The following is a 25,515-nucleotide window of genomic DNA, read 5'->3' as shown; positions in this document are numbered from 1 at the left end:
TAGATTTTTTACAATTGATAATTCAAAATTACAATTGATAATTATTTCACTTTCAACTTCTGTCCAATTGAAATTGCATTATCCAAGAGATTGTTTTTTTGCTTTAAATCATCAACCAATACATTGAATTTTTTTGAAATAGAATACAAAGTATCGCCTTTTTGAACTTCGTATAAATTTGGATCGTTTGAATTTGAATTTGAGTTGGATGAAGAACTTCTTGCCGGAGCTGTTTTATTGATTGGTATATAACTTTTTCCGGTAACCTGACAATCATACTGATGCAGATTGTAACGTTCAATATAACTAATTAATTTGTCTGGATAATTGGGATCTGTGGCATATCCCGCAGCACGCAGCCCTTTTGACCAGGCTTTATAATCGTCTTTTTCGTAAGTAAATAATGTGGCATATCTTTTTTTTCCGACCAAAAACAAAGCATGATCTCTGTAAGATTCTGAAGCTTCTGGATATTTTCTAAAACATTCCTGAGATGCATCATCGTCATGTCTCACGCTTTCTCCCAACCAGTCGCTATGACATTTTATTCCGAAATGATTATTAGCTTCAACTGCCAAATCTCCTCTTCCTGCACCAGATTCTAAAATTCCCTGCGCCAGGATTATACTGGCCGGAATCCCGTATTTCTGCATATTTCCTATTGCAATATCTTTGTACTGCAATACATAATTATTGATTAAATCGCTGGTTACAACTGTTTTTGATGTAGACTGAATAACCTCAGTTGTGACATTTGTAGATGGATAACTTTTACTGACTGGCTTAACAGGAGTCTGCTTTTTGGTTGCAGCCACTCGAGGTTTCTGAACCGCTGCCGCTTTTCTAGTAGTAGCAATAGCCGGTTTGCTCGAAGAACAGCTTGCCAGAAGTATAACTATAAAGAGCAATACAATTTTTTTAATCATTGTTTTTTAAGTATTGGTAATTTTTTCTGATTCAACTTTATATTCATCCCATCAATTCCTTGCAATCCGCCGGTGTGAATGAGTATTATTTTTGAATGTGCAGGAAAATATTTTTTATGGATTAAATCTATAACGCCAAAAACCATCTTTCCCGTATAAATTGGATCTAAAGGCACTTTGTTTTCTTCAAAAAAAGCATTTATAAATTCGATTAATTCTAAATTTACTTTGCCATAACCTCCAAAATGATAGTCAGAAATTAAATCCCAGTTATCTTTTTTTGCAAAAATACGAATTTCATCCTTTAAAAAGTCACCTTTTAACGCTGGAAACCCTAAAATTTTCTGATTTGGCAATGCACTATTTATTAATCCAGAAATCGTGCCGCCGGTTCCAACAGCACAGCAAACGTAATTAAAAGCAGCATCTTCCTCTGTTAAAATCTCCTCACAGCCTTTTACAGCCAATTCGTTTGTACCGCCTTCTGGAACCAAATAAAAATCACCAAACTTATCTTTCAGCTTTTCTATATATGACGTTTCACTCTTTAAACGATACTCTTCGCGGGAAACAAATTCAAATTGCATTCCGTTTTCCTGAGCGAATTTCAAGGTTGGATTTTCTTCAATTTTATCAAAAAGTTCGTCTCCGCGAATAATTCCGATGGTTTTAAATCCTTGTTCTTTTCCTGCGTACGCCACGGCTGCAATATGATTGGAAAATGCACCGCCAAAAGTCAGTAACATCTGCTTATTCTCGGCTTTAGCCTGAAGTAAATTATATTTTAATTTTCTGAATTTATTCCCAGACACAAACGGATGAATCAGATCTTCACGCTTAATGGTCAAAGAAATATCATTCGGAAAATTAATATTTAGGAGTTGATTGAAAACTGGGTTCATTTTTTTAAAGTCGAAAGTCAAAAGTGACAATTTATATCTTAATATTTTAAAGCTTAAAGCCTATTTTTTGTTCTTTGTGTAATGAAGAAATTGAAAAAGAGTTCGGTTTTTTAAATAAGTTAAATTCGTTTCTTTCGCGTAAGCTTCTCTTTCAAAACTGATGTTTCTATACGCTAAAGCACCATTTTTATATTGAATTAAACGAATTAAATATTCTAAAAAATACCAAACAAAAAACGGAATTATTAAAAGTTCTAACTGTTGTCTTAAATGAATTTTTTCATGGTTAACAAAAACGCTATTCGTCTTATCAACATCATATTTTACCAAAACAAACGGAAATACAGCCATTCCCCGATAACCTTTTGGAATTAAATATTTGGCAACAATTAGAAACATTGGCTGTAAAATTTATAAATTTGTAGTTATAAAATTGTTCAATTTCAATAAAATCACAATCAAGTTTTGATTTTTATTTATTCGAAATGAACGCGAAGCAGATTTATGAAAGAGCAAAGTAATGAAAATAAATTAATCGAAGGCGAAGATTTTTACTATACACCCGAAGGTTATAAATGCTTTACCGAAAAACATCATTTAAAAAGAGGCTATTGCTGTAAAAGCGGCTGCCGTCATTGTCCTTACGGATTTGATAAAAAAACGGGAAGAATAAACAAACCGTCAAATTTTTAGCACATAGAAACATAGAATTTGCTGTTAAAAAAAGGCGTTTCACTTATTTAAAATACACATAAGGAACTATGTGAAAGAAATGTGGTTCCTTTTTGTCTCCTTTTTTACACATAAAATCTATGTTTCTATGTGTTTAATTCTTTTAACAAATTACCTTAACAGGTTAAAAACAATATTAAATGAAAGTTTTTATAACTAAAGATATACCAGAAGCAGGCATTTTATTGCTTCAGAAAAAAGGCATTGATTTCACCATAAATCCCACAGAAAATGTATTATCAAGAGAGGAATTTATAAAAATCTGTCAGGAACACGATGCTCTTCTGAACGTTGGAACCAATAATTTAGACGAAGATTTTTTTAAGCAATGTTCAAATTTAAAAGGAATTGCTTTATTTTCTGTTGGTTTTGATTCTGTGCATATTCCATCGGCTAACAGTAGAAAAATTCCTGTTGGAAATACGCCAGATGTTTTAAGTAGAGCAACTTCTGATGTTGCTTTTTTGTTGATGCAGAGCGTGGCCAGAAAGTCCTTTTATAATCATAAAAGAATTATGAATGGAGAATGGGGAAGTTTTGATGCTTTAGCAAATTTAGGACAAGAACTCTACGGCAAAACGCTGGGAATATTTGGCTTGGGAAGAATTGGCTTTGAAATGGCTCAAAAGTGCAAAGCCGCATTTGGTATGAATATCATCTACCACAATCGTTCTCATAACCAAGATGCAGAAAAAGAACTTGACGCGAAGTTTGTAGATTTTGAAACCTTACTTTCTGAAAGTGATGTTTTGAGTATTCATTCTAATTATGCTGAAGAAAATAACAAACTTTTCAATAAAAGCACATTTGCTAAAATGAAACCTAATGCTATTTTTATCAACACAGCAAGAGGGAAATTTCATAACGAAGACGATTTGTTTTATGCGTTAACAAACGATATTATTTGGGGCGCTGGACTTGACGTTACTAATCCGGAACCTATGAAGCAAGACAATCCATTGTTAGCACTTTCAAATTGTTGTATTTTACCGCATATTGGTTCGGCAACCTACGAGGCTAGAAACGGAATGGCAGTTTGTGCGGCACAAAATATAACAGCACTCTTTGAGGATAAAAAAATGCCTTTTTGTGTGAATGAAGAGGTTTATTCTTAATTAGAAAATGAGATAATTAGTCAATTAGATAATTTTTAAAAATCTGAAATCAACAATCTAAAATTTAAAGATGGATATTCGTTCAAGAAAATTTAGGATTAAAATCCACAAGTCTTATCATAGGTCGGATATCCGTTATCCTTAGTTTTTTTAATTAGAAAATGTGACAATTTGAAAATTAGATAATTCTTTTGTTTGCTGGAATTAAAACCTCAGCAGCTTAGAATCTCAGCAACTTAGCAACTCAAAAAAAATGACTTTCAAAGAACAAATACAAGAAGGAATCCCTTCGATATTACCCCCAAAAAAAGAGTACGATTTAGCGATTAATCATGCGCCAAAACGAAAGGAAATTCTTTCGGCAGAAGAAAAAAAACTGGCTTTAAAAAATGCCTTACGTTATTTTGAACCGCAGCATCACGCCGAATTAATTACTGAATTTGCTGAAGAATTAGAAAAATACGGACGCATTTATATGTACCGTTTTCGTCCGGATTATAGAATGTATGCTCGTCCAATAGACGAATATCCAGGAAAATCATTGCAGGCAAAAGCGATTATGCACATGATTCAGAACAATCTGGATTATGCTGTGGCGCAGCATCCGCATGAATTGATTACCTATGGCGGAAACGGAGCTGTTTTTCAGAACTGGGCGCAATATTTATTGACAATGCAGTATTTGTCTGAAATGACAGACGAGCAGACTTTAACGATGTATTCCGGTCATCCAATGGGATTATTTCCTTCTCATAAAGAAGCGCCGAGAGTTGTCGTTACCAACGGAATGGTGATTCCGAATTACTCAAAACCGGACGATTGGGAAAAAATGAATGCACTTGGAGTTTCTCAATACGGACAAATGACGGCAGGAAGTTATATGTACATTGGCCCGCAGGGAATTGTGCACGGAACTACAATTACGGTTTTGAATGGTTTCAGAAAAATAAAACTAAATCCAGAAGGTAATTTATTTGTAACTTCAGGTCTTGGCGGCATGTCTGGCGCACAGCCAAAAGCAGGAAATATCGCGGGCTGTATTACGGTCTGCGCCGAAGTAAATCCGAAAATCACCAAAATTCGCCACGAACAAGGCTGGATTAATGAAATCGTTACTTCGACCGAAGAATTGGTTGCCCGAGTAAATTCGGCGAAAGCCAATAAAGAAACCGTTTCGATTGCTTATTTAGGAAATGTGGTTGATGTTTGGGAATGTTTCGATAAGGAAAATATCAAAATCGATTTAGGATCAGACCAGACTTCACTTCATAATCCATGGGCAGGAGGTTATTATCCGGCTGGAATTTCGTTTGAAGAAGCTAATGAAATGATGGCTGATAATCCTGACTTATTCAAAGAAAAAGTACAGGAATCGTTGCGTAGGCAAGCCAAAGCGATTAACAAACATACCGCAAAAGGAACTTATTTTTTCGATTACGGAAATGCCTTTTTACTAGAAGCTTCACGCGCCGGAGCAGCTGTTATGGCCGAAAATAATATCGATTTTAAATATCCAAGTTATGTTCAGGATATTATGGGACCAATGTGTTTTGATTACGGTTTTGGGCCTTTTAGATGGGTTTGTACTTCGGGTAAACCAGAAGATTTACAAAAAACGGATACAATTGCAAGTCAGGTTTTAGAAGAATTAGCGAAAACTAGTCCAAATGAAATTCAGCAGCAAATGCAGGATAATATCAAATGGATCAAAGGCGCACAGGAAAATAAACTGGTTGTCGGTTCTCAGGCTCGAATTTTATACGCTGACGCGGAAGGAAGAGTTAAAATTGCAGAAGCCTTTAATCAGGCAATTGCCAAAGGCGAAATTGGAACTGTTGTTTTAGGACGCGATCATCACGACGTTTCCGGAACAGATTCTCCTTACAGAGAGACTTCTAACATCTACGACGGATCACGTTTTACGGCAGATATGGCGATTCAGAACGTAATTGGAGACAGTTTTAGAGGTGCAACCTGGGTGTCGATTCATAATGGCGGAGGAGTTGGCTGGGGAGAGGTTATAAATGGTGGCTTTGGTATGGTTCTTGATGGTTCTAAAGAGGCGTCAAAACGTTTAGCGTCAATGCTTTTCTGGGATGTTAACAACGGAATTTCAAGACGAAGCTGGGCTCGAAATGAAGGTGCTGTTTTTGCCATAAAAAGAGCAATGGAAGTTGAGCCTTTATTAAAAGTAACTTTACCAAATTTAGTTGACGAAAGTTTACTTTAATCATACATAAATAGAGAACACTTAATTCTTAATAATATGAAAACATACAAATTAATTCCTGTCTTTTTGCTTTTGGTACTTGCTTCCTGCAGCAGTGTTACGGTATACTCTGATTACGATAAAAATGTAGATTTTGCGCCTTATAAAACGTATGCTTTCTTTAAGCCCGGAATTGATAAGGTTGAAATTTCTGATTTAGATAAGAGACGTATTCTTCACGCAATTGACAATGAACTGCAGGCTAAAGGTTTTACTAAAAGTGAAAATCCAGATCTATTAGTTAATATTTTTACCAAATCCAGAGAACAGGTAAATGTAAACCAATTTAGCGCTGGCTGGGGATACGGCTGGGGCTGGGGTTGGAATCCCTGGATGATGTACGGAAACCAGACTTCTGTTTCTACTTCTACAGAAGGAACTCTATACATTGATTTAATCGATGCCAAAAAGAAAGAAATGGTTTGGCAAGGCGAAGGATTAGGAACTTTGACTAAAAATGTGGACAAAAAAGATGAAAAAGTAGCTGAATTTGTAAACAAAATTTTAGCTCAATATCCACCTGTAAAAAAATAATTATAAGTACATTTGTTTTTTAAACAACAAAAAATGACAAACTTTAATAACATTATTATCGCTATTATCAGCATTATTGCAATTGAGCAATAATGGCGAGGTGTTATATAAATAAGTAATATAATTTATAAGAACCTCCCAAATCGGGAGGTTTTTTTTATTTAAACAAAGATTAAAACCACCACGAATTTCACAAATTAACGCGAATTATTTCTTCTATATTAAAGAATAAAAATTAGTGGAAATTCGTGTAATTCGTGGCAAAAAAAACAAAAAATCATGAATCTATTTAACGAAGTACTTGCCGCCAAAAAACAGCTTGAAAATGTAGTTGCAGCAACACCTTTAACACAAAATCTAAATCTTTCAGACGAATTTGAAGCAACTATTTTACTTAAAAGAGAAGATTTGCAAATTGTGCGTTCGTATAAAATCAGAGGTGCTTACAACAAGATTTCTTCATTAAATGAAAAAGAAAAAGCAAACGGAATTGTCTGTGCGAGTGCAGGAAATCATGCCCAAGGTGTTGCGTATTCTTGTAATCTTCTCAAAATACAAGGCAAAATATACATGCCAAAAACTACTCCAAAACAAAAAGTAAAACAAGTACAATTATTCGGAAAATCGTTTGTAGAAATTGTTCTGACAGGTGACACTTTTGATGATGCTTATGCTTCGTCTACTGCAGATGCGATTAAAAACCATAAAACATTTATCCACCCTTTTGATGATGAAAAAGTAATAGCCGGACAAGGAACAGTCGGATTAGAAATACTGGAAAGTTTTAAAGAACCTATCGATTATGTTTTTGTTCCGATTGGCGGAGGCGGACTGGCTTCTGGATTATCTGAGGTTTTTAAAAACTTAAGTCCAAATACTAAAATAATTGGGGTTGAGCCAAAAGGCGCTCCTTCTATGAAAACTTCTATAGAAGAAAACAAAAATACGATCTTAAAAACCATTGACAAATTTGTGGACGGCGCTGCTGTTAAACAAGTTGGTGATAAAACTTTTGAAATCTGCCGTTATAATCTGGAAGATATTATTCTGGTTCCCGAAGGAAAAGTCTGTACCACAATATTACGTTTGTATAATGAAGAAGCAATGGTAGTTGAACCTGCAGGTGCTTTGACTATTGCCGCGCTTGATTTTTATAAAGAAAAAATTAAAGGAAAAAATGTAGTCTGCATTGTAAGCGGAAGCAATAATGACATCGAAAGAACTGCCGAAATAAAAGAACGCTCGCTGCTTTATGAAGGTTTAATGCATTATTTTATGATTCAGTTTCCGCAGCGTCCCGGAGCTTTAAAAGAATTTGTAAATAACATTTTAGGTCCGGACGATGATATTACTTATTTTCAATTTCACAAAAAAAATAACCGTGAAGTAGGTTCTGTCGTGGTTGGTTTAGAATTGAAAAACAAAAACGATATCATGTCTATCAAACTGAATATGACACAGAATGGTTTTGAATTTCAATATCTGAATGACAATCAGGATTTGTTTACGCAGTTAATCGGTTAATATATTCCTGATGATAAATATCATGGAATAAACAAAATGCGAAAGCGTATTTTTGCAGTTCAATTTAGATATAAAAACATGGAAACTCTTAAAGATATTTCGACCTTAGAAGATATTAAACAAATGGTAGATACTTTTTATGGCAATGTCAGAAAAGATGATCTTATTGGTCCGATTTTTAATGACAAATTACAAGATCGCTGGTCAGAGCATTTGCAAAAAATGTATAATTTCTGGCAGACTATTTTGTTTGATGTGCGTGCCTACTCAGGAACACCTTTTCCGCCTCATAAACATTTACCAGTTGACCAGACTCATTTTGACCGCTGGATTCAAATTTTTAATACTACAATTGATGCTCAGTTCGCAGGAGTTATTACCGAAGAAGCTAAAATGCGTGCTACCAATATGGCTTTTATGTTTAGCCATAAAATTGAATATTTTAGAAATGCAGAAAACCATTAAATGAAAATTTCAGGACTAATTTCAGGACTAATTTCAGTGAATAAACCCGAGGGAATTTGTATAATCAGCAGTTAAAATTTCTATCATTTTAAAATAAAAACGCAATAAAACAGACCCTCAAACAAAAATATTGTAATAAACATCTCAAAATAGCGGTCTAAATTCGTAAATTTACATTCTAATCTACAACGTTTTCAAAATGAATGCAAGTATTGAAACCAATCCGTTATTAGAGCGTCTGCCTAAACATTTAAAGCAATTTATTAAGCCACAAGACTATAGTGATTACACTCCTATAAATCAAGCGGTTTGGCGCTACGTGATGCGTAAAAATGTAGATTATTTATCAAAAGTTGCCCATCACTCCTATTTAGATGGTTTGAAAAAAACCGGAATTGAAATTAATTCAATCCCGAGTATGTACGGCATGAACCGAATTTTGACTGAGATTGGCTGGGCTGCAGTTGCCGTTGACGGTTTTATTCCGCCAAATGCATTTATGGAATTTCAGGCTTACAATGTTTTGGTTATTGCATCAGATATTAGACAATTAGAACATATAGAATATACTCCCGCACCAGATATTATTCACGAAGGTGCAGGCCACGCGCCTATTATAGCAAATCCGGAATATGCAGAATATTTAAGACGTTTTGGTGAAATTGGCTGTAAAGCGATTTCGTCTCATAAAGATTATGAGATGTACGAAGCAATTCGACTGCTGTCGATTTTGAAAGAAGCCGAAGATACGCCTCAGGAAAAAATTGACGAGGCTGAAAAAGCAGTTGCTGACTTACAGAACAATATGGGCGAATTGTCTGAAATGGCACAAATTAGAAACCTGCATTGGTGGACAGTAGAATATGGCTTGATCGGAACTGTAGAAAATCCTAAAATTTACGGTGCCGGATTACTTTCCTCTATTGGAGAAAGTGCCTGGTGCATGACCGATAACGTGAAGAAAATCCCTTATGATATTTCGGCTGCGAATCAAAATTTTGATATCACACAATTACAGCCTCAGCTTTATGTAACGCCGACTTTTTCTTATTTGAGTTTGATTTTGGAAGAATTTGCCAATAAAATGGCTTTGCGTACCGGAGGTATTTCTGGAATTAAAAAATTAATACAATCAAACGCTTTAGGGACAATTGAATTAAGTACAGGTTTACAGATTTCTGGCGTTTTTACTAAAGTAATTGAAGAACAGGGCAAACCAGTTTATATCCAGACCACTGGAAAAACAGCTTTGTCATACCGTGAAAAAGAATTGGTAGGTCACGGAACTTTGACGCATCCAGAAGGTTTTGGAAGTCCGATTGGGAAATTAAAAGGTTTTAATTTAGCAATTGAAGACATGAGTCCAATGGATTTACAGGCGTATTCTATTGTGGAAAATGAAACTGTGAAATTAGAATTTGAAGGCAATATTATTGTTGAAGGTGAAATCATTACAGGTTCAAGAAACTTACACGGTGAGATTATTTTAATTAGTTTTAGAAATTGCACCGTAACGCACGGCGAAGAAATTCTATTTCAACCAGAATGGGGAAATTACGATATGGCGATTGGTAAAAAAGTGGTTTCTGCATTTTCTGGCCCGGCAGATGTAAATAGTTTTGATTTGATAAATACTGTCCCGAAAACAACAACTATAAAAGCAAAACATACTGACGAACGTGATGATTTGGAGGTTTTATATCAAACTGTTCGCTTGATTAGAGAAAATAAAGATTCGAAATCAGAACTAAAAACTGTTTTTGAAAAACTAAAAAGCAATCATTCAAATGATTGGTTACTTTCTGTTGAAATTGCAGAGCTTTTGAAAGATTCAGAAGAAACCCAATTGCTTCAGGAAGTTTTAAATCATTTAGATCAATTGAAAGTAAAACGCCCTGAAATTGCACATCTTATTTCTGGAGGCTTGGATTTAATTTTTGACAAAGAAGCTGTTTAGTTTTTAAGGCTCAAAGGCACAGAGCTACAAAGTTTCAAAGGTTTTTTTCTTCTTTTTATCATTTCGACGAAGGGAGAAATCACAAGAGTACGAAAAAACCTTTACAACTATGTTCCTTTGCCTCTTTGAACCTCAAAACTACAATTTCAAATCCTGACTTAAATCAGCATCAGATTTAATCGTTTTTCCGTTGTATTGCAGCTTCCAGCCCATTGAATTGGTTAGGATCAAAATCTTAGACAATTCGCTTATTAATCTGTTTTGGGCGTTTGTCTTAAGAGAAGATTTTTCGATTTTTTTTGCAAGATTGGCTTTTACCGATTTGTTGATTTTATTATAATCGTCTCCCGTAAACGGATTTAATTTACTCTGTTCAACATCGTAAAACTTGATGTCTGGATTGATTTTTATTTCTTCTTTTGGAATATTTAAAATCGTAATAGTTTTATTTTTTTCATCAATATCATATTTCATCTGATGCAAATCGTACGCAACTGTAACGTCAGCATTGACCACGATAAGGGCTTTCTTTTCAAAAGAAACCATATCCATCAAATATTTCTGCTGATTTTTATACGTGACAACTTCTGAGAAATGCCCTTCGGTTACTACCAGTTTTCCGACGTTAAGAATCTGCTGCTGAATTAAATTGGTATTATAATCCAGTGAAGAATCGTCATCTTTTTTGAATTGACAGTATTTGAAAGCCAGAATGATCAAAAGTACAACTGCGCCTAAAACTATTATTCTTTTTATTAAATTTTGCATTACTCTATTTTATCAGACTAATTTACTTCTTTTTTTAAGAGCTAAAAAGTTTTTCGCTTCGAATCACAAGAAATTTTACCAATCTCCAGTTTGGAGTTCATTCAATCAATTTCGTACATTAAAATTAAGGCAAACTTTTTTAGAAAGGATATCCAATAGCAATATTCAAAATCAGATTATCTTTTCTCCAAGGACCGCTTCCAAAATTAATTTCATCAATTACCCATCTCTGCCCGTCTGGACGTGAAGGATTTCTAAGAGGAAAAGCTAAATCTGTTCTTAAGACCAAAAATGATAAATCAAACCGTAATCCGGCTCCTGCACCAACAGCAATTTCTTTCATAAAATCTTTGGTGATTTCTGCTCCTGGTCTATTAGGATCAGCATTTAAAAGCCATATATTTCCAGCATCCAAAAATAGTGCACCTCGAACAATGCTGAAAAGTTTTGCTCTGTATTCGGTATTAAATTCCAGTTTCAAATCTGCCGATTGATCTGGAACATAAGTTGAGTTTGTAACTTCTGGCACATAACTTCCAGGTCCTAAAGATCTTGCTCTAAAAGCACGAATACTATTTGTACCTCCTACTACAAACTGCTTTGATGTTGGCAGTGTGCTGGAGTTTCCGTAGGCAAATCCTGCACCAACAATCAATCTGCTCGCCAGTTCGCTTTCTTTTCCTAATTTTAAATAATGTCTTAAATCCGTTTTAATTTTGACATATTGGCTAAACGGAACATCGAATATTTTTATCGTATCATTTTTCTTGACATTTGCGCTTGTTGCTAAACCTGTTATGTTTCCTGCAAGATCTACTTCACCATTAAAATAAAACGTATTTTTTCGACGTTTTTGCATTGTATTGGTGTAAGTATAGGAATAAGTTGGACCAAAAATTAATTGTTTCTCGATTACTCTCTTCAATGCCTCATCGTCTTTTGTCTGCTGCAAATACTCTGGTGTTACATGATTTGGACTCACATAAGTAATGTCGATAACATTTAATTGATGTTCTTTACGGAGATTTTCTTTCCATAAATAACCAAATGATGCATTAAAAGAATTTAAAGCATACAGCTGTGTACGCTTTTGATATTCGTAACGAAGTGTTGCTTTGGTTCTTGGTACAAATTCACTGTTTCCTTGTATGTTAAAAGGCGTTATAAATCTAGGCCATGTCAAGCTGGTTTCTGCTCCAAGCTTATAAATATTCCTTCCTTTGTTTGGTCCGCCAAGCTGAAAATCGGCACCGCCAAAAACAGAAACTGTAAATAATTCTGCTCCTCTAAAAAAGTTTCTGTTATTCCAATTGACATTAATTTCAGAACCGGTATAACTTGCTGAATTCGTTTTTCCTAAAACCTCAACGCGAATAAATTTTTTAGGCAGAAGTGTTAGATAATAATAAGAATCCAACGTTTTGGGTATGCTGTCTGAAGGTTTAAATTCATTTTTCACAAAACTGAATGTTCCTAGATTTACAAATCTATTTAAAGTAAGATTATGATCTTTTCTGTTGTACAAATCTCCTTTTTTAAAATAGATTGTTCGATCAAAAATTCTCGGTTTAAATGTATCTGCTGTGTCTATAATTGTAAAATCATGATATTGCTTAATATCTTTTTTTCTATACACCACACTGTCATTTGATAGAGAGTAATTTGGATATACAAATATCTTATCAATTTTATATGCTGTAAGTGCTTTTACAGGGGCTTCGTCTTTTATAACCAGTCTAATATTAACTTCATGATCGCCTTTACTGCTGTCAACTTTGGCTAAAATATAATCTGGATTAAAATAATAATAACCTTTTTCCTTAAGTCTTGCATCAATACGTTCTCTTTCTGCTTTTATAATATCGAGATCGTAAGGTTTTCCCACTTTTAGCAGACTTCTTCTGTGTGACTTCCCTATAATCCGCGAAATCGCCAGTGAATCATCCGGAAAAGTCACACTTTTTATGATGTACTGTCTTTTTGGAGTTACGGTATATTCTGCCGTAACTCTTTTGTTGCTCACAGTAGAATCTGCACTCACACGGGTTTTAAAATAGCCTCTGTTTTCGGTAAAATTTCGCAAAACCGATGCGTTATAATCCAAATCTACTTTACTAAAAAGAACGGGTGGTTCGCCAACTGTATTTCTAAGCCAGTACCTAAATCCTTTTTCTTTTTTTGGTTCTCCCGCAATATTATAAATCCATAATTTTGGGCGTAATCCTACTATTTTTTTATTTGGTTTTGGGCGTAATAAACCCTCCATTTCTGTTTCTAACGCTTTTCTGTCTTTCTTTTTTATAATAGAATCCTTTACCGTTACAGAACCCCCTGTATAAAGCAGATCGCCTTCGGGAAGATATTTTGTATTACTGCATCCTAAAACAAAAAATAAAGACAGCATTACAAAATACTTTACATATTGATTTTCTATATGATTATGTTTTTTGTTCATTTCCTTTAATTTCAATTTCGGGTTGATTTGCTTTTTTTTCTTTCTCTTCTTTTTCCTTTTGTTTCTTTTTCTCTTTTCTGAGTTTTTCTTCTCTGATCAATTCTTTTTCTTCTTCAGAACGATGAAAAAGTTCTCTGAATTTATTGTAACTCATAGTAATAATAAAAGCCACACCGGTTTCTACAACCTGACCTTCGACTGCAACCTGATATTGGTTTTTTCTATACGCTCTCACCATATAGCGCCCATCTTTAGTAAGCTGATAATCTAATGCGACATCACCGGCAATATTGGTACTTTCTTCGTTGGCACGTTCCTGTCCTTCTACTCCAAAACTACTTCCAACAGTTACTTTTAATCTGTCGTCTAATAATTTTTTAGAAACAGCTACATTCAGATCGGTTCTGTTTTCCATTGTTCCAGACGTATAATCTTCTGTAGATTCCAAATCAAAATTGACTTCAAAGCCCGTAATTAATTCGTCTGCAAGATTGTTTAATTGCTGCGAAAGAATCTTACTAACACTTTGTCTGGCAAGAGATTCTGCACTTGCTCCTCCGCTTTCGCTTGCAAATGGATTTTCCCCTACAAATCTGTTTAATAATAAAAGTGCAAAAACCTGTTTATTCAGTTCTGCCGGATCTTGTTCTAATTGTTTTAGTTTTGTCTGAGTAACTTCAACTACGTTTGATGAAACATTGTAATTTCCGTCTGGCAGATTAATTCCAAAAGAAATTTCAGGCTTCAACAATTCTCCTTTCATTTTTAATAAAGTCTGAAAAGGAAGTTTTTGTTTATACGTATTTCTAATTGCCGAACTTTCGCCAGAAAGCTGTGTTCCTAACAAATCTATTGGTGCCGTATTTACTTTATAAATAGCCGTAATATTCAGGTTTGCCATTGTTGGTTCGCCGTTCCAGGTAATATAACTTCCTTTTTGAAGATCAAATTTTCTTTTGATTCCGTTGAAATTCATTTCATACGCACCTTCATTAAACTCATATTTCCCGGTTAAAGTTGTTTTTCCAGATTGATCGATTCCTCCAACAAGTTCGGCTTCTCCTTTTAACTGCAGGTAATCGCCATTTCCTTTATCGATAATCAAATTCAGTTCTGCAAGTTTATCAATGGTAATACCAACATTTACATTCATCCCTTTTAACTCCGATTGATTCAATTGATTTTTCATATCAACCGTTTGTTTCAGGTACATGTTATCTTCGTTTACAAACTCTACAATCCCTTCTCTGTCAGCAATTGACGGATCTGACTGAGGCAGTACTACTGAAAATTTCGTCTCCTTATTGATCTTAATTGTTCCATCAATTACCGGACTGTCCAGATTTCCTTTAATGTTCAATTTAGTATCCAGAAATAAATCTCCATAAAACAGATCATTATCTTTTGCTTTAGAATTTATAGCTCTAAAATCGTCTGCCTGAACCAATAAATCAAAATTAAAGTTTCTAAAATCGGTAGATTTAATGTCTCCGTCTACAAACAATTCATTATCGTTTTCGTCTAGCAGAGAAAATTTATCGAATGAAATACTTTCGTTATTAAAAGTGATTTTTTCTTTTTTAATTTTAAAATAAGAATTAAGCTGAGTAACTCTAAAAGCGGCATCATTAAAATTCAATTCACCATTAATTTTTGGTGCTGCAGTATTTCCTGTCACTTTAAAATTACCGGATAAATAACCGCTTCCTTCTGTGATATTATCCATACTAAAACCTTGTATGCTTTTAATATTCAATTTATTAATAGCTACATCAAAATCAAATGTTCCTGCATCTAGTTTATAATCTCCGGTTAGGTTTAAATCATTTCCTTCATCACTTAATTTTACGTTTGCTGCCAGCGTATTGTCGGTTTTATTATCGACTTTTACTTCAAGATCTCCGACTTTTTCTCCTTTAAAAGCAAAATCATCAATTTTTAAATCTGACGTAAAAGTTGGCTTTGTCATAACGTTTTCTACCAATGCCGAGCCGTTTATTAAACCCTGCATTAATAGCTTGTCTTTTTTGACAATATTTAAAATCGTTTCAATTTTGAAATTCACAAAATCAACCTGCAGCGGTGCATTATCCTGATTGCCTTGTGACTGGATTTTTAGTTCATTACCAGCATTATCAAGATAAAATTTATTGATATAAAGTCTTTTACCGCCAAACTCTACTGCATTTTCAGGATCTATATTCCACTTTTCATAATTCAGCACTAAGGTTTCGGCGTCAATTTTAAAAATATTTTTAGCATTTTCACTGGCTAAATTTCCTGCAATGTAATATTGCTGTTTTTCTTTTACATCCTGAACTTCAAGTGCATAATTGAGAATATTATTTTCTACTTTTCCAGATAAACTTGTAAACGGAATTTTAAGCGAGCCGCTTTCAATAGTCGCCACAGAAACTCTATATTCTAAAGCATTTTCTTTGGCTTCAATATTAATTCTACCATCAGAAATGGTATTGTCTGCGTATACAATTCTCGGAATCGTTCCTTTTACTTCGAGAGAATCTGTTTTGTTATTGTATTTTCCTGTAATGGTAAAAGGCTCTAAACCTGTAAGTTTCGGAATCAGCTTAAACAATACCGGATCATTATCTACTTTTAAAGTAAATACCAGTCGCTGCTCGTCTGATTCGTTATTAACTTTAGGATTATGAAGATCTATATATTTAGAAATTGATTTTTTAATTGCCGTTGTCAGCGTTGTAAGTTTGTATTTTCCGTTTACTTCTGCTTTTAAAAACTGTGAAGAAACTTTAATACTATTGCTGTCTTTATCTGCAAAAGCCAAAATCCTGATAGAGTCTAAAACAATCGGTTCTTCTTTTTGCAAAATCTGGATGTTTGACAAAAACACTTTTCCGTTAAGAAAATCGGGATTACTATTGGCAATATCAGCATCGACATTTCCTCTAAGTTTCATCGGACCGGCATGCAGATGCAGCTTTTCTAAATCGGCAATATCCAGATTTAGTTTTAATTTTACAGTCGGATATTTGTCTTTTGTATCGCCGCTGGCTACTAAATCAAAATTCAGATTCGGATCTTTCATTCCTGATTTTACTGCAAAAGATCCGTTTTCAATATTCCCTTTCAGTGCCAAATCCCTGTAAGTATATCTATTAAAAACAGCTTTCTGAACCAAACCGTCAATGGCGGCATCAGCAGTTTTTGGATCTAAGCCTTTGCCTTTAACTTTGGCTTTAAGCGTAATTTTTCCGATTGAATCATTTTTGATTAGTCGGCCTAAATCAAAATCCAAAAGATAAACTGAAGCATCATATATTTCGCGTTTTTTTACACGCTGATCAAACATTCCATCTATTTTGGCATTTCCAAAACTGCTGTTTAAGGCCAAATTGGTTTTGAAATTCTGTAGAGAACCTTTAAATTTTCCGGTTACATTGATCTGCGAAGGAAGCTGAATATTTTTCGGAATTGTTCCAGCCGGCACAAACGTGTTAATATCTTTTGAGGTACTGGAAAGCTTTTTAATATTTAAATCAAAGTAAGATTTCTTTGCATCCGGAAGACCTTTTATTTTTCCCGAGAGAGAAACTTTTGTCGCACCAATACCGCTCATTTCAAACTGCGAAATATTCAAATCTTTAACTTTTCCGCTTATACGCGTGTCCAAATACACAATTGCATTAGGATTGCTTTTAAACGGGTTCTGATTTTGCAGATTAGGCACAAAAAGTATGATATCTTTAAACCCAATTTTTGATTGGTTTAAATTGGCATCTAAAGCTAGATCTTCGATGTTTTTAGAAAGAGCTGCTATCGACGGATAAGACACTTTAATTTTATCCTGAAGAAGCGTCTGAGGTGTTCTTAAATACAAATTATTTAAATATGCATTTTTGGGACCGTAAAAAAAGTCTGTTTTAAGAGATTGAATCTGCAGACCGCTTTTCTCATTTATCGTCAGTTTCTTTATATTTCCAGAAATGGTATCATTGCCGTAATATAATTTTTCAGCTTCAAAATTAAATTTATCCAAATCAAGATGTTTGTAGTCAATGCCTTTAGAAACAGGTTTTGACTGCATATCATCAAATTTAAACGCTATATTCTGCAGTGATGTATTGTTAAGTTTTACTTTCCAGCCCGTTTGTTTTATTGCGGTACTGTCTAAGCTTGGAGCCTGGATCTGCTTATCTTTTGCACCCAGACGTAAATTTCCTTTAAGATTTTTAATTTCAAAAGTATCAAAATCCAAAAGCTGTTTATTAAGATCGATTTCATTAACTGCTAAATTTAAGTTTCCTAATTGTATTCCAGAATCTAATCTGGTATCTTTATTATCGTATGATATATTTATTTTTGACAAAGCAATTTTGCCCAATTTTAATTTAAAGTCTTTTCTTTTCGAAATAGTATCAACTGTCTTAACAGAAACCACCGCAATCTGCTCTACAACATCCTGATTCAAAACCATTTTAAGTCCATCCAAAGTGATGTTCGGAATATCAAAATCCATTTTATCCAAATCAAAATTTTTGAATTTAGTGTCAAAATGGGTAAGATTTACTCGGATGTCATTTTTGGAATAATCATCCTTAAAGTTGAATTTGATATTATCGAGATCAACATTTACAACCGAGATTTTAAAAGGTTTACTGTCCGGATCTTTTACTTTTGGTTCTTTAGATTCGAATGCTTTTATGATATAATCAAAATTAAAAACACCTTGTTTGTTTCTGGAAATATTTGCTGTTGTGTTTTCTAAAGAGACAGAATTGATTTCGAGTTCACTGCTGACAAGTTTAAACAAGTCTACATCTACAACTAAACGCTTGCCGGCCAGCAAAGTATCTTTTTTTTGATCTTCAAAATAAAAACCTTCCAGAACTACATCTTTAGGGAATTTGATTAGAATTTTATCTAAGCTGACTTTAGTTTTAATCTTCTTATGAAGGTATGATATTGCTTTGTCTTTAGCGAAATTCTGAATAGATGGAACCTGAATTAAAATGGTAAGAAGAAGTAACAGCGCAACTACAGAAACCACGCACCAAAGCAGTACACGAAATGTTTTTTTTAGAAAATGAGATGTTTTCTTATTCATACGTTATAATAAACGTTTTAATAATTAAATTTTACGAAAAGAGCTGGCTTATACAATTTACAAAAATGTAAAAAATATACCTCAACAATTTACATAATTCCAATCATTTGCTGCAAAATTACAGCACAATGTAAGTTTTTACTTATTTAATTATTACGGTTTTATAACGGTTTTAGAAGTGAATTTTTGGAAATTTTTCTTGTAAAAGACTGATTTTCTGATTAAGTTTAATTAAGAATTTTTGATGCTGCTCTGATTGTGGATTAAAACTTCTATGATTTAATCCTTTTTGAATTTCTGCCACCTCTTTCATAACCTGAAGAGCAGTTTCAGAAATGAAGTTTTCACTGAACCGTTCCCAAATATAATCTATCGCTACAGAATTTGGGTGCAGCATATCTTCGTTATAAAAACGATAGTCGCGAAGTTCGTCCATCATAATCTCATAAGAAGGAAAATAGCTGGAGGTTGAATTTCCAAAATCACGAGTTTGATTTAAAGCAGTAAATAAATGTGATTTGCTTAATTGATTTTCTACAAAACCATCTTTTATATGGCGTACTGGTGAAATTGTAAAAATGAATTGAACTGTGGGATTTAAAGCCTGAATATAACTAATTGTATTTTGAATACTTTTCTGAATTGATTCAACAGGCAATAATTCTTTTGTAAATTGCTTTTGAGGCACTTTATGGCAATTTGCCGCGATTTGATCACTTTCTATATTTCTGTAAATCCAGGAAGTTCCAAAAGTGATAATAAGATGCGTTGCCTCTACTAAATGTTTATGTGTAACTTCGATAGCTTTATTGAGCGTTTCTAATAGCTCTTCTCGATCTGAATTACTTAAATCTGAATGTACTTCAAAACTATGCCAGCGCTCATTATGAAAAAAAACATCTTTTTCTCCAAATAATTCCTGTTGACAAACTCTTTTGAATAATTTCTCTATTGAAACAGGATTAAAAATAATTCCGAATGGATTGGTTTCATTTTGAAATTTAAAATAATCAAATTTATCGGCCATATTTTCTGCAAAACAAGAACCAAATGAAATCACTTTCGAATTATAATCGATTGGATTATTACTTTTAAGAATTGGGACTTGAGTTCTGAATTGCATCTTAATTTTGTTTGAAACAAATTTCGTTTATTTTTTCAAAGAAAAACCCAAATACAAAAAGTATTTGGGTTGATAAAATGCAGCATTTATTTAATAAGTATACTCTATATCCCGAGTGTATATATAGTTAACATCAGCTATATCATTATTTTTTGTTGGGTAATTATTCTCGTTGTATAAGTAATTTGACTTAATTACATCTACTGGTGGATTATCCTTAATTGTTCTGGTCATTTTTACAATATTGTTGCTTCCATAACCCACTATCTCCTGTAAAATTAGATCAAATCCAACAATGTTCTTAAGTGGATTATTTTTTGTGTCATATTCATAAATACTAATCTCATGCCCGTAATCTGGAATCGAAACAACATCTATATCTCTTTTAATTAAATTTTTATCCTTGTAAATAAGTGTTCCGGTATAATCTATATCGGTAGAGCTAAGCATAAACGCAACATAAGAAATTGTCCCGTCTGCATTATGAGTAAAATCAAATTTTAGGAAATCTTCACCATTGGGATAAGCTTCTGAAAAATTTACTCTTCTGGTAATATTTGACAATTTGCTATTAGTATAGCTATATGTCCTCTCTCCTCTTTTAGTTTCTTTTCCTTGAGAATCCACATTGAATGACAACTGCTTTACAATAAAATTTCCTTCGTAAACAAATTTTATTATGGAATTTCCTCTATCCATACTTATAATTTTATTTCCATCATAAGTCATTATGTTTTTATAATTATCCTGAGGAGAATTAGGATATATATAAGAAATTGTTTTAGGAAAGATTAATTGCTCTTCTGGATTAGAAGAATTATCATCACTAGAACAAGAGGATAACATCAGTAAGAAAGAAGCTATTAGAAGTAATTTTTTTTTCATTTTATAAATTTATATTAGTTTTCAAATTAAGTCAATTCTAAAAACAAAAACAATAAATTTTAAGAAATTTAATACTAAAAAATTAAAATAGGACAATAGTTTTCCTTTTCCATTTCACAAATTTTGAATTAAAAAAATCTTTACAAAGATTTAGCTTTTTAATACTCTAAAACAACAGGAGTACATCGATCTATTCACTACTTTTGCATCTCTAAAATTTTTACATCGCACCATGAAATTATTATATTCTTATATAATCAAGCATAAAATGTTATTGTTTTTTGCTTTGATTATGGCTACTATAAACATCTGTTTTAGCTTATCAGACTCTATTATTACAGGAAAATTAATGCAGGACTGCGGGGTTGGACTGGCTAAATATAAAGGAAACGAAATGGGATTTATAAAATCTCTATCGTTCTGGCTCGGACTTTCGCTTGGCGCCGCAATGATTTCCAGAATCACCAAAAATTTTCAGGATTATTTTACGAATGTGGTAATCCAAAGAACCGGAGCTCAAATGTATACGGATGGAATTAAAAAATCTCTCGATCTTCCTTTTGCAGAATTCGAAGATCAGCGAAGCGGAGAAACGTTAAGCAAACTAACCAAAGTACGTTCTGATTCTGAAAAATTAATTACACTTTCGATTTCTTTGATTTTCCAAACTATTATTGGGTTTGTATTCGTGATTTTGTACGTTTCCAGAATTGATTACCGCATTTCTATAATCTTTCTAATTACTGCGCCGATTATTGCATTAGTAAGCTCTTATTTAGGTAAAAAAATCAAAATCGTTTCTAGAAAAATTGTCAATCAAACCAATGCACTTGCCGGTTCTACGACAGAGAGTTTAAGAAACATTGAACTTGTAAAAAGTCTTGGATTAACGTATCAGGAAGAAAAGCGTTTGAACCTTAATACGTTTAAAATTCTTCATCTGGAACTAGAGAAAATACGTTTCATCAGAAGTTTAAGTTTTATACAAGGAACAACAGTTCACTTTTTAAGAACCTGTGTGGTTTTTACTTTGTATTATTTCTTATTTGGAGGAAAAATTATTGTGGGTGATTTATTGACAATGGTATTTTTTACTTTCTTTATTTTTGGTCCTTTGCAGGAATTAGGAAATTTTATTATCGCACTGAATGAGACTAAAGTTTCGATGGAAAATTTCAGAGTTTTATTAAATGCTCCAAAAGAATTTCGTCCTAAAACGCCCAAACATGTTGGAGCGATTCAGTCTTTATTATTTTCGAATGTAAGTTTTCAACACAAAACAGCAAAGTTTAAAGCTGTAGAAAATATCAATTTCGAAATTAAACAAGGGCAGACCGTTGCTTTTGTCGGTCCGTCTGGTTCTGGAAAAACAACTTTGGTTAAGCTCTTGGTTGGATTATATTCTCCAGCCGAAGGTCAGGTTTTTTATAACGATATTGATTCGACAGAAATTGATTTATTAGACTTAAGAAAACAATTAGGTTTTGTAACGCAGGATGCACAATTATTTTCTGGAACAATCCGTGAAAATTTATTATTCGTAAAACCAAATGCAACCGACGAAGATTTGTACGACGCCTTAAAAAGAGCTTCTTGCGAAAAACTCTTAAGACGTGCCGAAGATGGTTTAAATACTACAATTGGCGAAGGCGGAATCAAAGTTTCTGGTGGAGAAAAACAACGTTTATCTATTGCAAGAGCAATATTGAGAAATCCGAATTTGTTGATTTTTGATGAAGCTACTTCAGCTCTAGATTCTATTACGGAAGAAGAAATTAATGCAACGATCAGAAACATATCAGACAAAAACCGAATCACCGTTTTAATCGCACATAGATTATCAACTGTAATGCACGCCGACAGAATCTTTGTTTTAGAACAAGGAAAAATCATCGAACAGGGAAAACACGAAGATCTAATTGTAGAAAAAGGATTGTATTACGCTATGTGGCGCCAGCAGATTGGGGAACGAAAATAGTTGCGAGATTAAAAAAATTACTTCAAAAACTCTATTGCCTTAGCCAAAGCCTCAGTAATTCCGTTAGCATTTTTACCTTTTCCAGATGCGAAGAAAGGCTGTCCTCCTCCATTTCCTTCAATATATTTTCCTAATTCTTTAATTACTGCATTTGCGTTTAAGCTTTTAGAAGCTACCAATTCTTTAGCAATATAACAATGAATATTTGGCTGACCATCTTCTACAGAAGCTAAAAACACAAACGAATCTGGTTTTGAACTTCCTAATGCCGAAGCTAAATCTTTTGTAGACGCCATGCTCAAATCTACTTGTTTAGCAAGGAAATTTACGCCGTTTACTTCTTGAAAATCTTTCTCCAATTCAGTTTTTAACGCTCCAACTTTTTCTTTTAATAATTGCTCAATTTGTTTTTTCAATTTTGCATTATCATCCTGAAGTGAAGCAACAGATTTTAAAATATCCTGCGGATTTTTAAGCGTTTCTTTTATCTCTGCCAATGTGTTTTCCTGGTTTAGATAGAAGTTCTTCACTGCATCACCTGTAATTGCTTCAATACGACGAATTCCAGCTGCAACAGCACCTTCAGAAATAATTTTGAAATGCCAGATCTCACCCGTATTTTTTACATGAATACCACCGCATAATTCTTTGCTTTCGCCAAATTCAATCATACGAACATTATCGCCGTATTTCTCGCCAAATAAAGCCATTGCTCCTTTATCCAACGCTTCCTGAATCGGAATATTTCTATGTTCTACTAATTGCAATTGCGCTTCAATCTGAGCATTTACAGAAGCTTCAACTTGTTTAATCTCTTCATCAGAAACTTTGCTAAAATGAGAGAAGTCAAAACGCAGATAATTTGGATTTACCAACGATCCTTTTTGTTCTACGTGTGTACCTAAAATACTTCTCAGTGCCAAATGCATTAAATGCGTAGCAGAGTGATTTTTTGAAGTTGATGTTCTTAAATCAGTATTTACTTTTGCGACAAAACCAGCTTCTACATTTTCGGGAAGTTGTTTTGCAAAATGCAAGATCAAATTATTTTCTTTTTTGGTATCAATAATTTCAATTGTTTCGTTTGCAGAAACCAACGTTCCTTTATCACCAACTTGTCCTCCTCCTTCTGGATAAAAAGGTGTATTGTCTAAAACGATTTGATACAAAATACCATCTTTTTTAGAATCAACTTTTCTAATACGAGTGATTTTTACTTCGTTTTCTGTTTTATCATAACCCACAAACGTTTCCACATTTCCAGGAATCAAAACATTCCAGTCTTCTGTAGAAACTTCAGAAGCGGCGCGAGAACGTGTTTTTTGTTTTTGTAATTCAACCTCAAATTCTTCTTCATTATAAGAGAATCCTTTTTCTTTTAAAATTAAAGCTGTCAAATCTTTTGGAAAACCAAATGTATCATACAATTCAAAAACCTTAGCACCAGAAACTTCTTTTCCTGTAGTTTCTGTTACCACATTTTCTAACAGTTGTAATCCTTGTTCTAAAGTTCTTAAGAAAGAGGCTTCTTCTTCACGAATTACATTGGTAACCAATTGTTGCTGCGATTTTATTTCCGGGAAAAATTCTCCCATTTGATTTGCAAGAACTTCTACCAGTTTATTTATAAATGGTTCTTTGATATCTAAGAATGTAAATCCGTAACGAATTGCACGACGCAAGATTCTACGAATAACATAACCCGCACCTGTGTTAGATGGCAATTGCCCGTCTGCAATTGCAAAAGCAACCGCACGAACGTGGTCTACGATTACACGAATCGCAATGTTTGTTTTATTTTGTTCCTCGCTGATGTTTTTAATTTCATCAGAAGTATATTTTAGACCTGTAATCTGCTCTACTTTTTCGATAAGCGGTGTAAAAACATCGGTATCATAATTGGATGTTTTTCCTTGTAAAGCCATACACAAACGCTCAAATCCCATTCCGGTATCTACGTGTTGTGCCGGAAGTTTTTCTAGAGAACCATCTGCTTTACGGTTGAATTCCATGAATACATTATTCCAGATTTCAACTACTTGTGCGTGATCGTTATTTACTTCTTCTTTCCCTGGTTTTAATGCTTTTTCTTCTTCTGAACGTAAATCAACGTGAATTTCAGAACAAGGTCCGCATGGTCCCTGATCTCCCATTTCCCAGAAATTATCTTTTTTATTTCCAAGAATAATTCGGTCTTCGTCTATCAAAGTTTTCCAGATATCCCAAGCTTCCTGATCAAACGGAACGTTATCTTCTTTACTTCCTTCAAAAACTGAAACGTAAAGATTTTCTTTTGGAATCTTATAAACTTCTGTCAAAAGCTGCCAAGCCCAGTTGATTGCTTCTTTCTTGAAATAATCTCCAAATGACCAGTTTCCTAACATTTCAAACATGGTGTGATGATAAGTATCAAAACCTACATCTTCAAGATCGTTATGTTTTCCTGAAACACGAAGACATTTTTGCGTATCGGCTATTCTCGGACTTTTTGGCGTTCCGTTCCCTAAAAAATATTCTTTAAACTGGGCCATTCCCGAGTTATTGAACATAAGGGTTGGATCGTCTTTAAGAACGATGGGAGCAGAAGGAACGATTAAGTGTCCGTTGCTCTTAAAAAAGTCTAAAAATTGTTTACGTACGTCTTGTGATTTCATGTTTATTAATGAGATAATTTGAAAATGTGTCAATTAGATAATTCATCAATCTGAAAATGCGATTATTAGAAAATTTTGATTAAAAACTTAAAATTTAATAGAATAAATTTCGTTTTTAAATCATTATCTAATTATCAAATTG

General features: G+C 33.6%; 17 protein-coding genes. 8 read left to right on the top strand and 9 right to left on the bottom strand.

All coding sequences use genetic code 11. The features are described from left to right. Positions 1–41: 41 nt before the first annotated feature. The 3 genes from B0A68_RS21430 to B0A68_RS21420 are packed head-to-tail and all read right to left on the bottom strand — an operon-like array spanning position 42 to position 2,227. Positions 42–926, bottom strand: a complete 885-nt coding sequence (locus B0A68_RS21430) for a glucosaminidase domain-containing protein (RefSeq protein WP_035685021.1) — start codon at positions 924–926, stop codon at positions 42–44. Continuing rightward, positions 923–1,828, bottom strand: coding sequence for a 1-aminocyclopropane-1-carboxylate deaminase/D-cysteine desulfhydrase (locus B0A68_RS21425; protein ID WP_035685023.1), 906 nt, complete (start codon positions 1,826–1,828; stop codon positions 923–925). Before B0A68_RS21425 ends, B0A68_RS21430 begins: the two co-directional genes overlap by 4 nt. Positions 1,829–1,888: 60 nt before the next feature. Beyond that, the gene (locus B0A68_RS21420; RefSeq protein WP_035685026.1) at positions 1,889–2,227 is read right to left on the bottom strand and encodes a membrane protein; all 339 of its coding nucleotides are present in this window, start codon (positions 2,225–2,227) and stop codon (positions 1,889–1,891) included. 105 nt (positions 2,228–2,332) lie between these two features. On the opposite strand from B0A68_RS21420, the gene B0A68_RS21415 reads away from it, so the two are divergent. The 7 genes from B0A68_RS21415 to B0A68_RS21385 all read left to right on the top strand — a co-directional run bounded on the left by B0A68_RS21415 (position 2,333) and on the right by B0A68_RS21385 (position 10,424). Next, positions 2,333–2,521: a DUF5522 domain-containing protein gene (locus tag B0A68_RS21415; protein WP_035685030.1), complete on the top strand. Its 189-nt coding sequence runs from the start codon at positions 2,333–2,335 to the stop codon at positions 2,519–2,521. A gap of 179 nt (positions 2,522–2,700) precedes the next feature. After that, positions 2,701–3,675, top strand: a complete 975-nt coding sequence (locus tag B0A68_RS21410) for a 2-hydroxyacid dehydrogenase (protein ID WP_035685033.1) — start codon at positions 2,701–2,703, stop codon at positions 3,673–3,675. A 253-nt stretch (positions 3,676–3,928) separates the two neighbouring features. Beyond that, a complete protein-coding gene (locus tag B0A68_RS21405) occupies positions 3,929–5,905 on the top strand; it encodes a urocanate hydratase (RefSeq protein WP_035685036.1) in 1,977 nt (658 codons plus the stop codon). A gap of 36 nt (positions 5,906–5,941) precedes the next feature. Next, the gene (locus B0A68_RS21400; RefSeq protein WP_035685038.1) at positions 5,942–6,478 is read left to right on the top strand and encodes a DUF4136 domain-containing protein; all 537 of its coding nucleotides are present in this window, start codon (positions 5,942–5,944) and stop codon (positions 6,476–6,478) included. A gap of 279 nt (positions 6,479–6,757) precedes the next feature. After that, entirely contained in the window at positions 6,758–8,002 is a 1,245-nt protein-coding gene (ilvA, locus tag B0A68_RS21395; RefSeq protein WP_035685041.1) for a threonine ammonia-lyase IlvA, read from the top strand. 78 nt (positions 8,003–8,080) lie between these two features. Beyond that, entirely contained in the window at positions 8,081–8,467 is a 387-nt protein-coding gene (locus B0A68_RS21390; RefSeq protein WP_035685044.1) for a group III truncated hemoglobin, read from the top strand. 199 nt (positions 8,468–8,666) lie between these two features. After that, positions 8,667–10,424, top strand: a complete 1,758-nt coding sequence (locus tag B0A68_RS21385; protein WP_035685047.1) for an aromatic amino acid hydroxylase — start codon at positions 8,667–8,669, stop codon at positions 10,422–10,424. Positions 10,425–10,562: 138 nt separating this feature from the next. Here B0A68_RS21385 and B0A68_RS21380 read toward each other — a convergent pair whose 3' ends face one another. The 5 genes from B0A68_RS21380 to B0A68_RS21360 all read right to left on the bottom strand — a co-directional run bounded on the left by B0A68_RS21380 (position 10,563) and on the right by B0A68_RS21360 (position 20,741). After that, on the bottom strand, positions 10,563–11,192 hold the full coding sequence (locus B0A68_RS21380) for a DUF4230 domain-containing protein (protein WP_035685050.1): 630 nt from the start codon (positions 11,190–11,192) through the stop codon (positions 10,563–10,565). Positions 11,193–11,331: 139 nt separating this feature from the next. Beyond that, positions 11,332–13,647: a translocation and assembly module lipoprotein TamL gene (gene tamL, locus B0A68_RS21375; RefSeq protein ID WP_051892638.1), complete on the bottom strand. Its 2,316-nt coding sequence runs from the start codon at positions 13,645–13,647 to the stop codon at positions 11,332–11,334. Continuing rightward, the gene (locus B0A68_RS21370) at positions 13,631–18,733 is read right to left on the bottom strand and encodes a translocation/assembly module TamB domain-containing protein (RefSeq protein WP_035685053.1); all 5,103 of its coding nucleotides are present in this window, start codon (positions 18,731–18,733) and stop codon (positions 13,631–13,633) included. The genes tamL and B0A68_RS21370 overlap by 17 nt, the downstream gene beginning before the upstream one ends. Before the next feature lie 172 nt (positions 18,734–18,905). Then, positions 18,906–19,856: a GSCFA domain-containing protein gene (locus B0A68_RS21365; protein WP_035685055.1), complete on the bottom strand. Its 951-nt coding sequence runs from the start codon at positions 19,854–19,856 to the stop codon at positions 18,906–18,908. 90 nt (positions 19,857–19,946) lie between these two features. Beyond that, entirely contained in the window at positions 19,947–20,741 is a 795-nt protein-coding gene (locus B0A68_RS21360; RefSeq protein WP_035685057.1) for a hypothetical protein, read from the bottom strand. A gap of 232 nt (positions 20,742–20,973) precedes the next feature. Here B0A68_RS21360 and B0A68_RS21355 point away from each other — a divergent pair, with 232 nt between their 5' ends. After that, positions 20,974–22,719 carry an ABC transporter ATP-binding protein gene (locus B0A68_RS21355; RefSeq protein WP_035685060.1) on the top strand — a complete coding sequence of 582 codons (1,746 nt, stop codon included), beginning with the start codon at positions 20,974–20,976 and terminating at the stop codon, positions 22,717–22,719. A gap of 17 nt (positions 22,720–22,736) precedes the next feature. Here the strand turns inward: B0A68_RS21355 and alaS are convergent, their stop codons facing one another. Next, a complete protein-coding gene (alaS, locus tag B0A68_RS21350) occupies positions 22,737–25,373 on the bottom strand; it encodes an alanine--tRNA ligase (RefSeq protein WP_035685065.1) in 2,637 nt (878 codons plus the stop codon). Positions 25,374–25,515 lie beyond the last annotated feature (142 nt).

The sequence above is a fragment of the Flavobacterium reichenbachii genome (assembly GCF_002217435.1).
GTDB classification, from domain to species: domain Bacteria; phylum Bacteroidota; class Bacteroidia; order Flavobacteriales; family Flavobacteriaceae; genus Flavobacterium; species Flavobacterium reichenbachii.
The sequence above is the reverse complement of the archived record's forward strand: the minus strand, read 5'-3'. Positions and strand labels throughout refer to the sequence as shown.

Bases quoted from the DNA above. Each gene is read 5' to 3' on its own strand.
- B0A68_RS21430 (WP_035685021.1), bottom strand. From the start codon at position 926: ATGATTAAAAAAATTGTATTGCTCTTTATAGTTATACTTCTGGCAAGC.
- B0A68_RS21425 (WP_035685023.1), bottom strand. From the start codon at position 1,828: ATGAACCCAGTTTTCAATCAACTCCTAAATATTAATTTTCCGAATGAT.
- B0A68_RS21420 (WP_035685026.1), bottom strand. From the start codon at position 2,227: ATGTTTCTAATTGTTGCCAAATATTTAATTCCAAAAGGTTATCGGGGA.
- B0A68_RS21415 (WP_035685030.1), top strand. From the start codon at position 2,333: ATGAAAGAGCAAAGTAATGAAAATAAATTAATCGAAGGCGAAGATTTT.
- B0A68_RS21410 (WP_035685033.1), top strand. From the start codon at position 2,701: ATGAAAGTTTTTATAACTAAAGATATACCAGAAGCAGGCATTTTATTG.
- B0A68_RS21405 (WP_035685036.1), top strand. From the start codon at position 3,929: ATGACTTTCAAAGAACAAATACAAGAAGGAATCCCTTCGATATTACCC.
- B0A68_RS21400 (WP_035685038.1), top strand. From the start codon at position 5,942: ATGAAAACATACAAATTAATTCCTGTCTTTTTGCTTTTGGTACTTGCT.
- ilvA (WP_035685041.1), top strand. From the start codon at position 6,758: ATGAATCTATTTAACGAAGTACTTGCCGCCAAAAAACAGCTTGAAAAT.
- B0A68_RS21390 (WP_035685044.1), top strand. From the start codon at position 8,081: ATGGAAACTCTTAAAGATATTTCGACCTTAGAAGATATTAAACAAATG.
- B0A68_RS21385 (WP_035685047.1), top strand. From the start codon at position 8,667: ATGAATGCAAGTATTGAAACCAATCCGTTATTAGAGCGTCTGCCTAAA.
- B0A68_RS21380 (WP_035685050.1), bottom strand. From the start codon at position 11,192: ATGCAAAATTTAATAAAAAGAATAATAGTTTTAGGCGCAGTTGTACTT.
- tamL (WP_051892638.1), bottom strand. From the start codon at position 13,647: ATGAACAAAAAACATAATCATATAGAAAATCAATATGTAAAGTATTTT.
- B0A68_RS21370 (WP_035685053.1), bottom strand. From the start codon at position 18,733: ATGAATAAGAAAACATCTCATTTTCTAAAAAAAACATTTCGTGTACTG.
- B0A68_RS21365 (WP_035685055.1), bottom strand. From the start codon at position 19,856: ATGCAATTCAGAACTCAAGTCCCAATTCTTAAAAGTAATAATCCAATC.
- B0A68_RS21360 (WP_035685057.1), bottom strand. From the start codon at position 20,741: ATGAAAAAAAAATTACTTCTAATAGCTTCTTTCTTACTGATGTTATCC.
- B0A68_RS21355 (WP_035685060.1), top strand. From the start codon at position 20,974: ATGAAATTATTATATTCTTATATAATCAAGCATAAAATGTTATTGTTT.
- alaS (WP_035685065.1), bottom strand. From the start codon at position 25,373: ATGAAATCACAAGACGTACGTAAACAATTTTTAGACTTTTTTAAGAGC.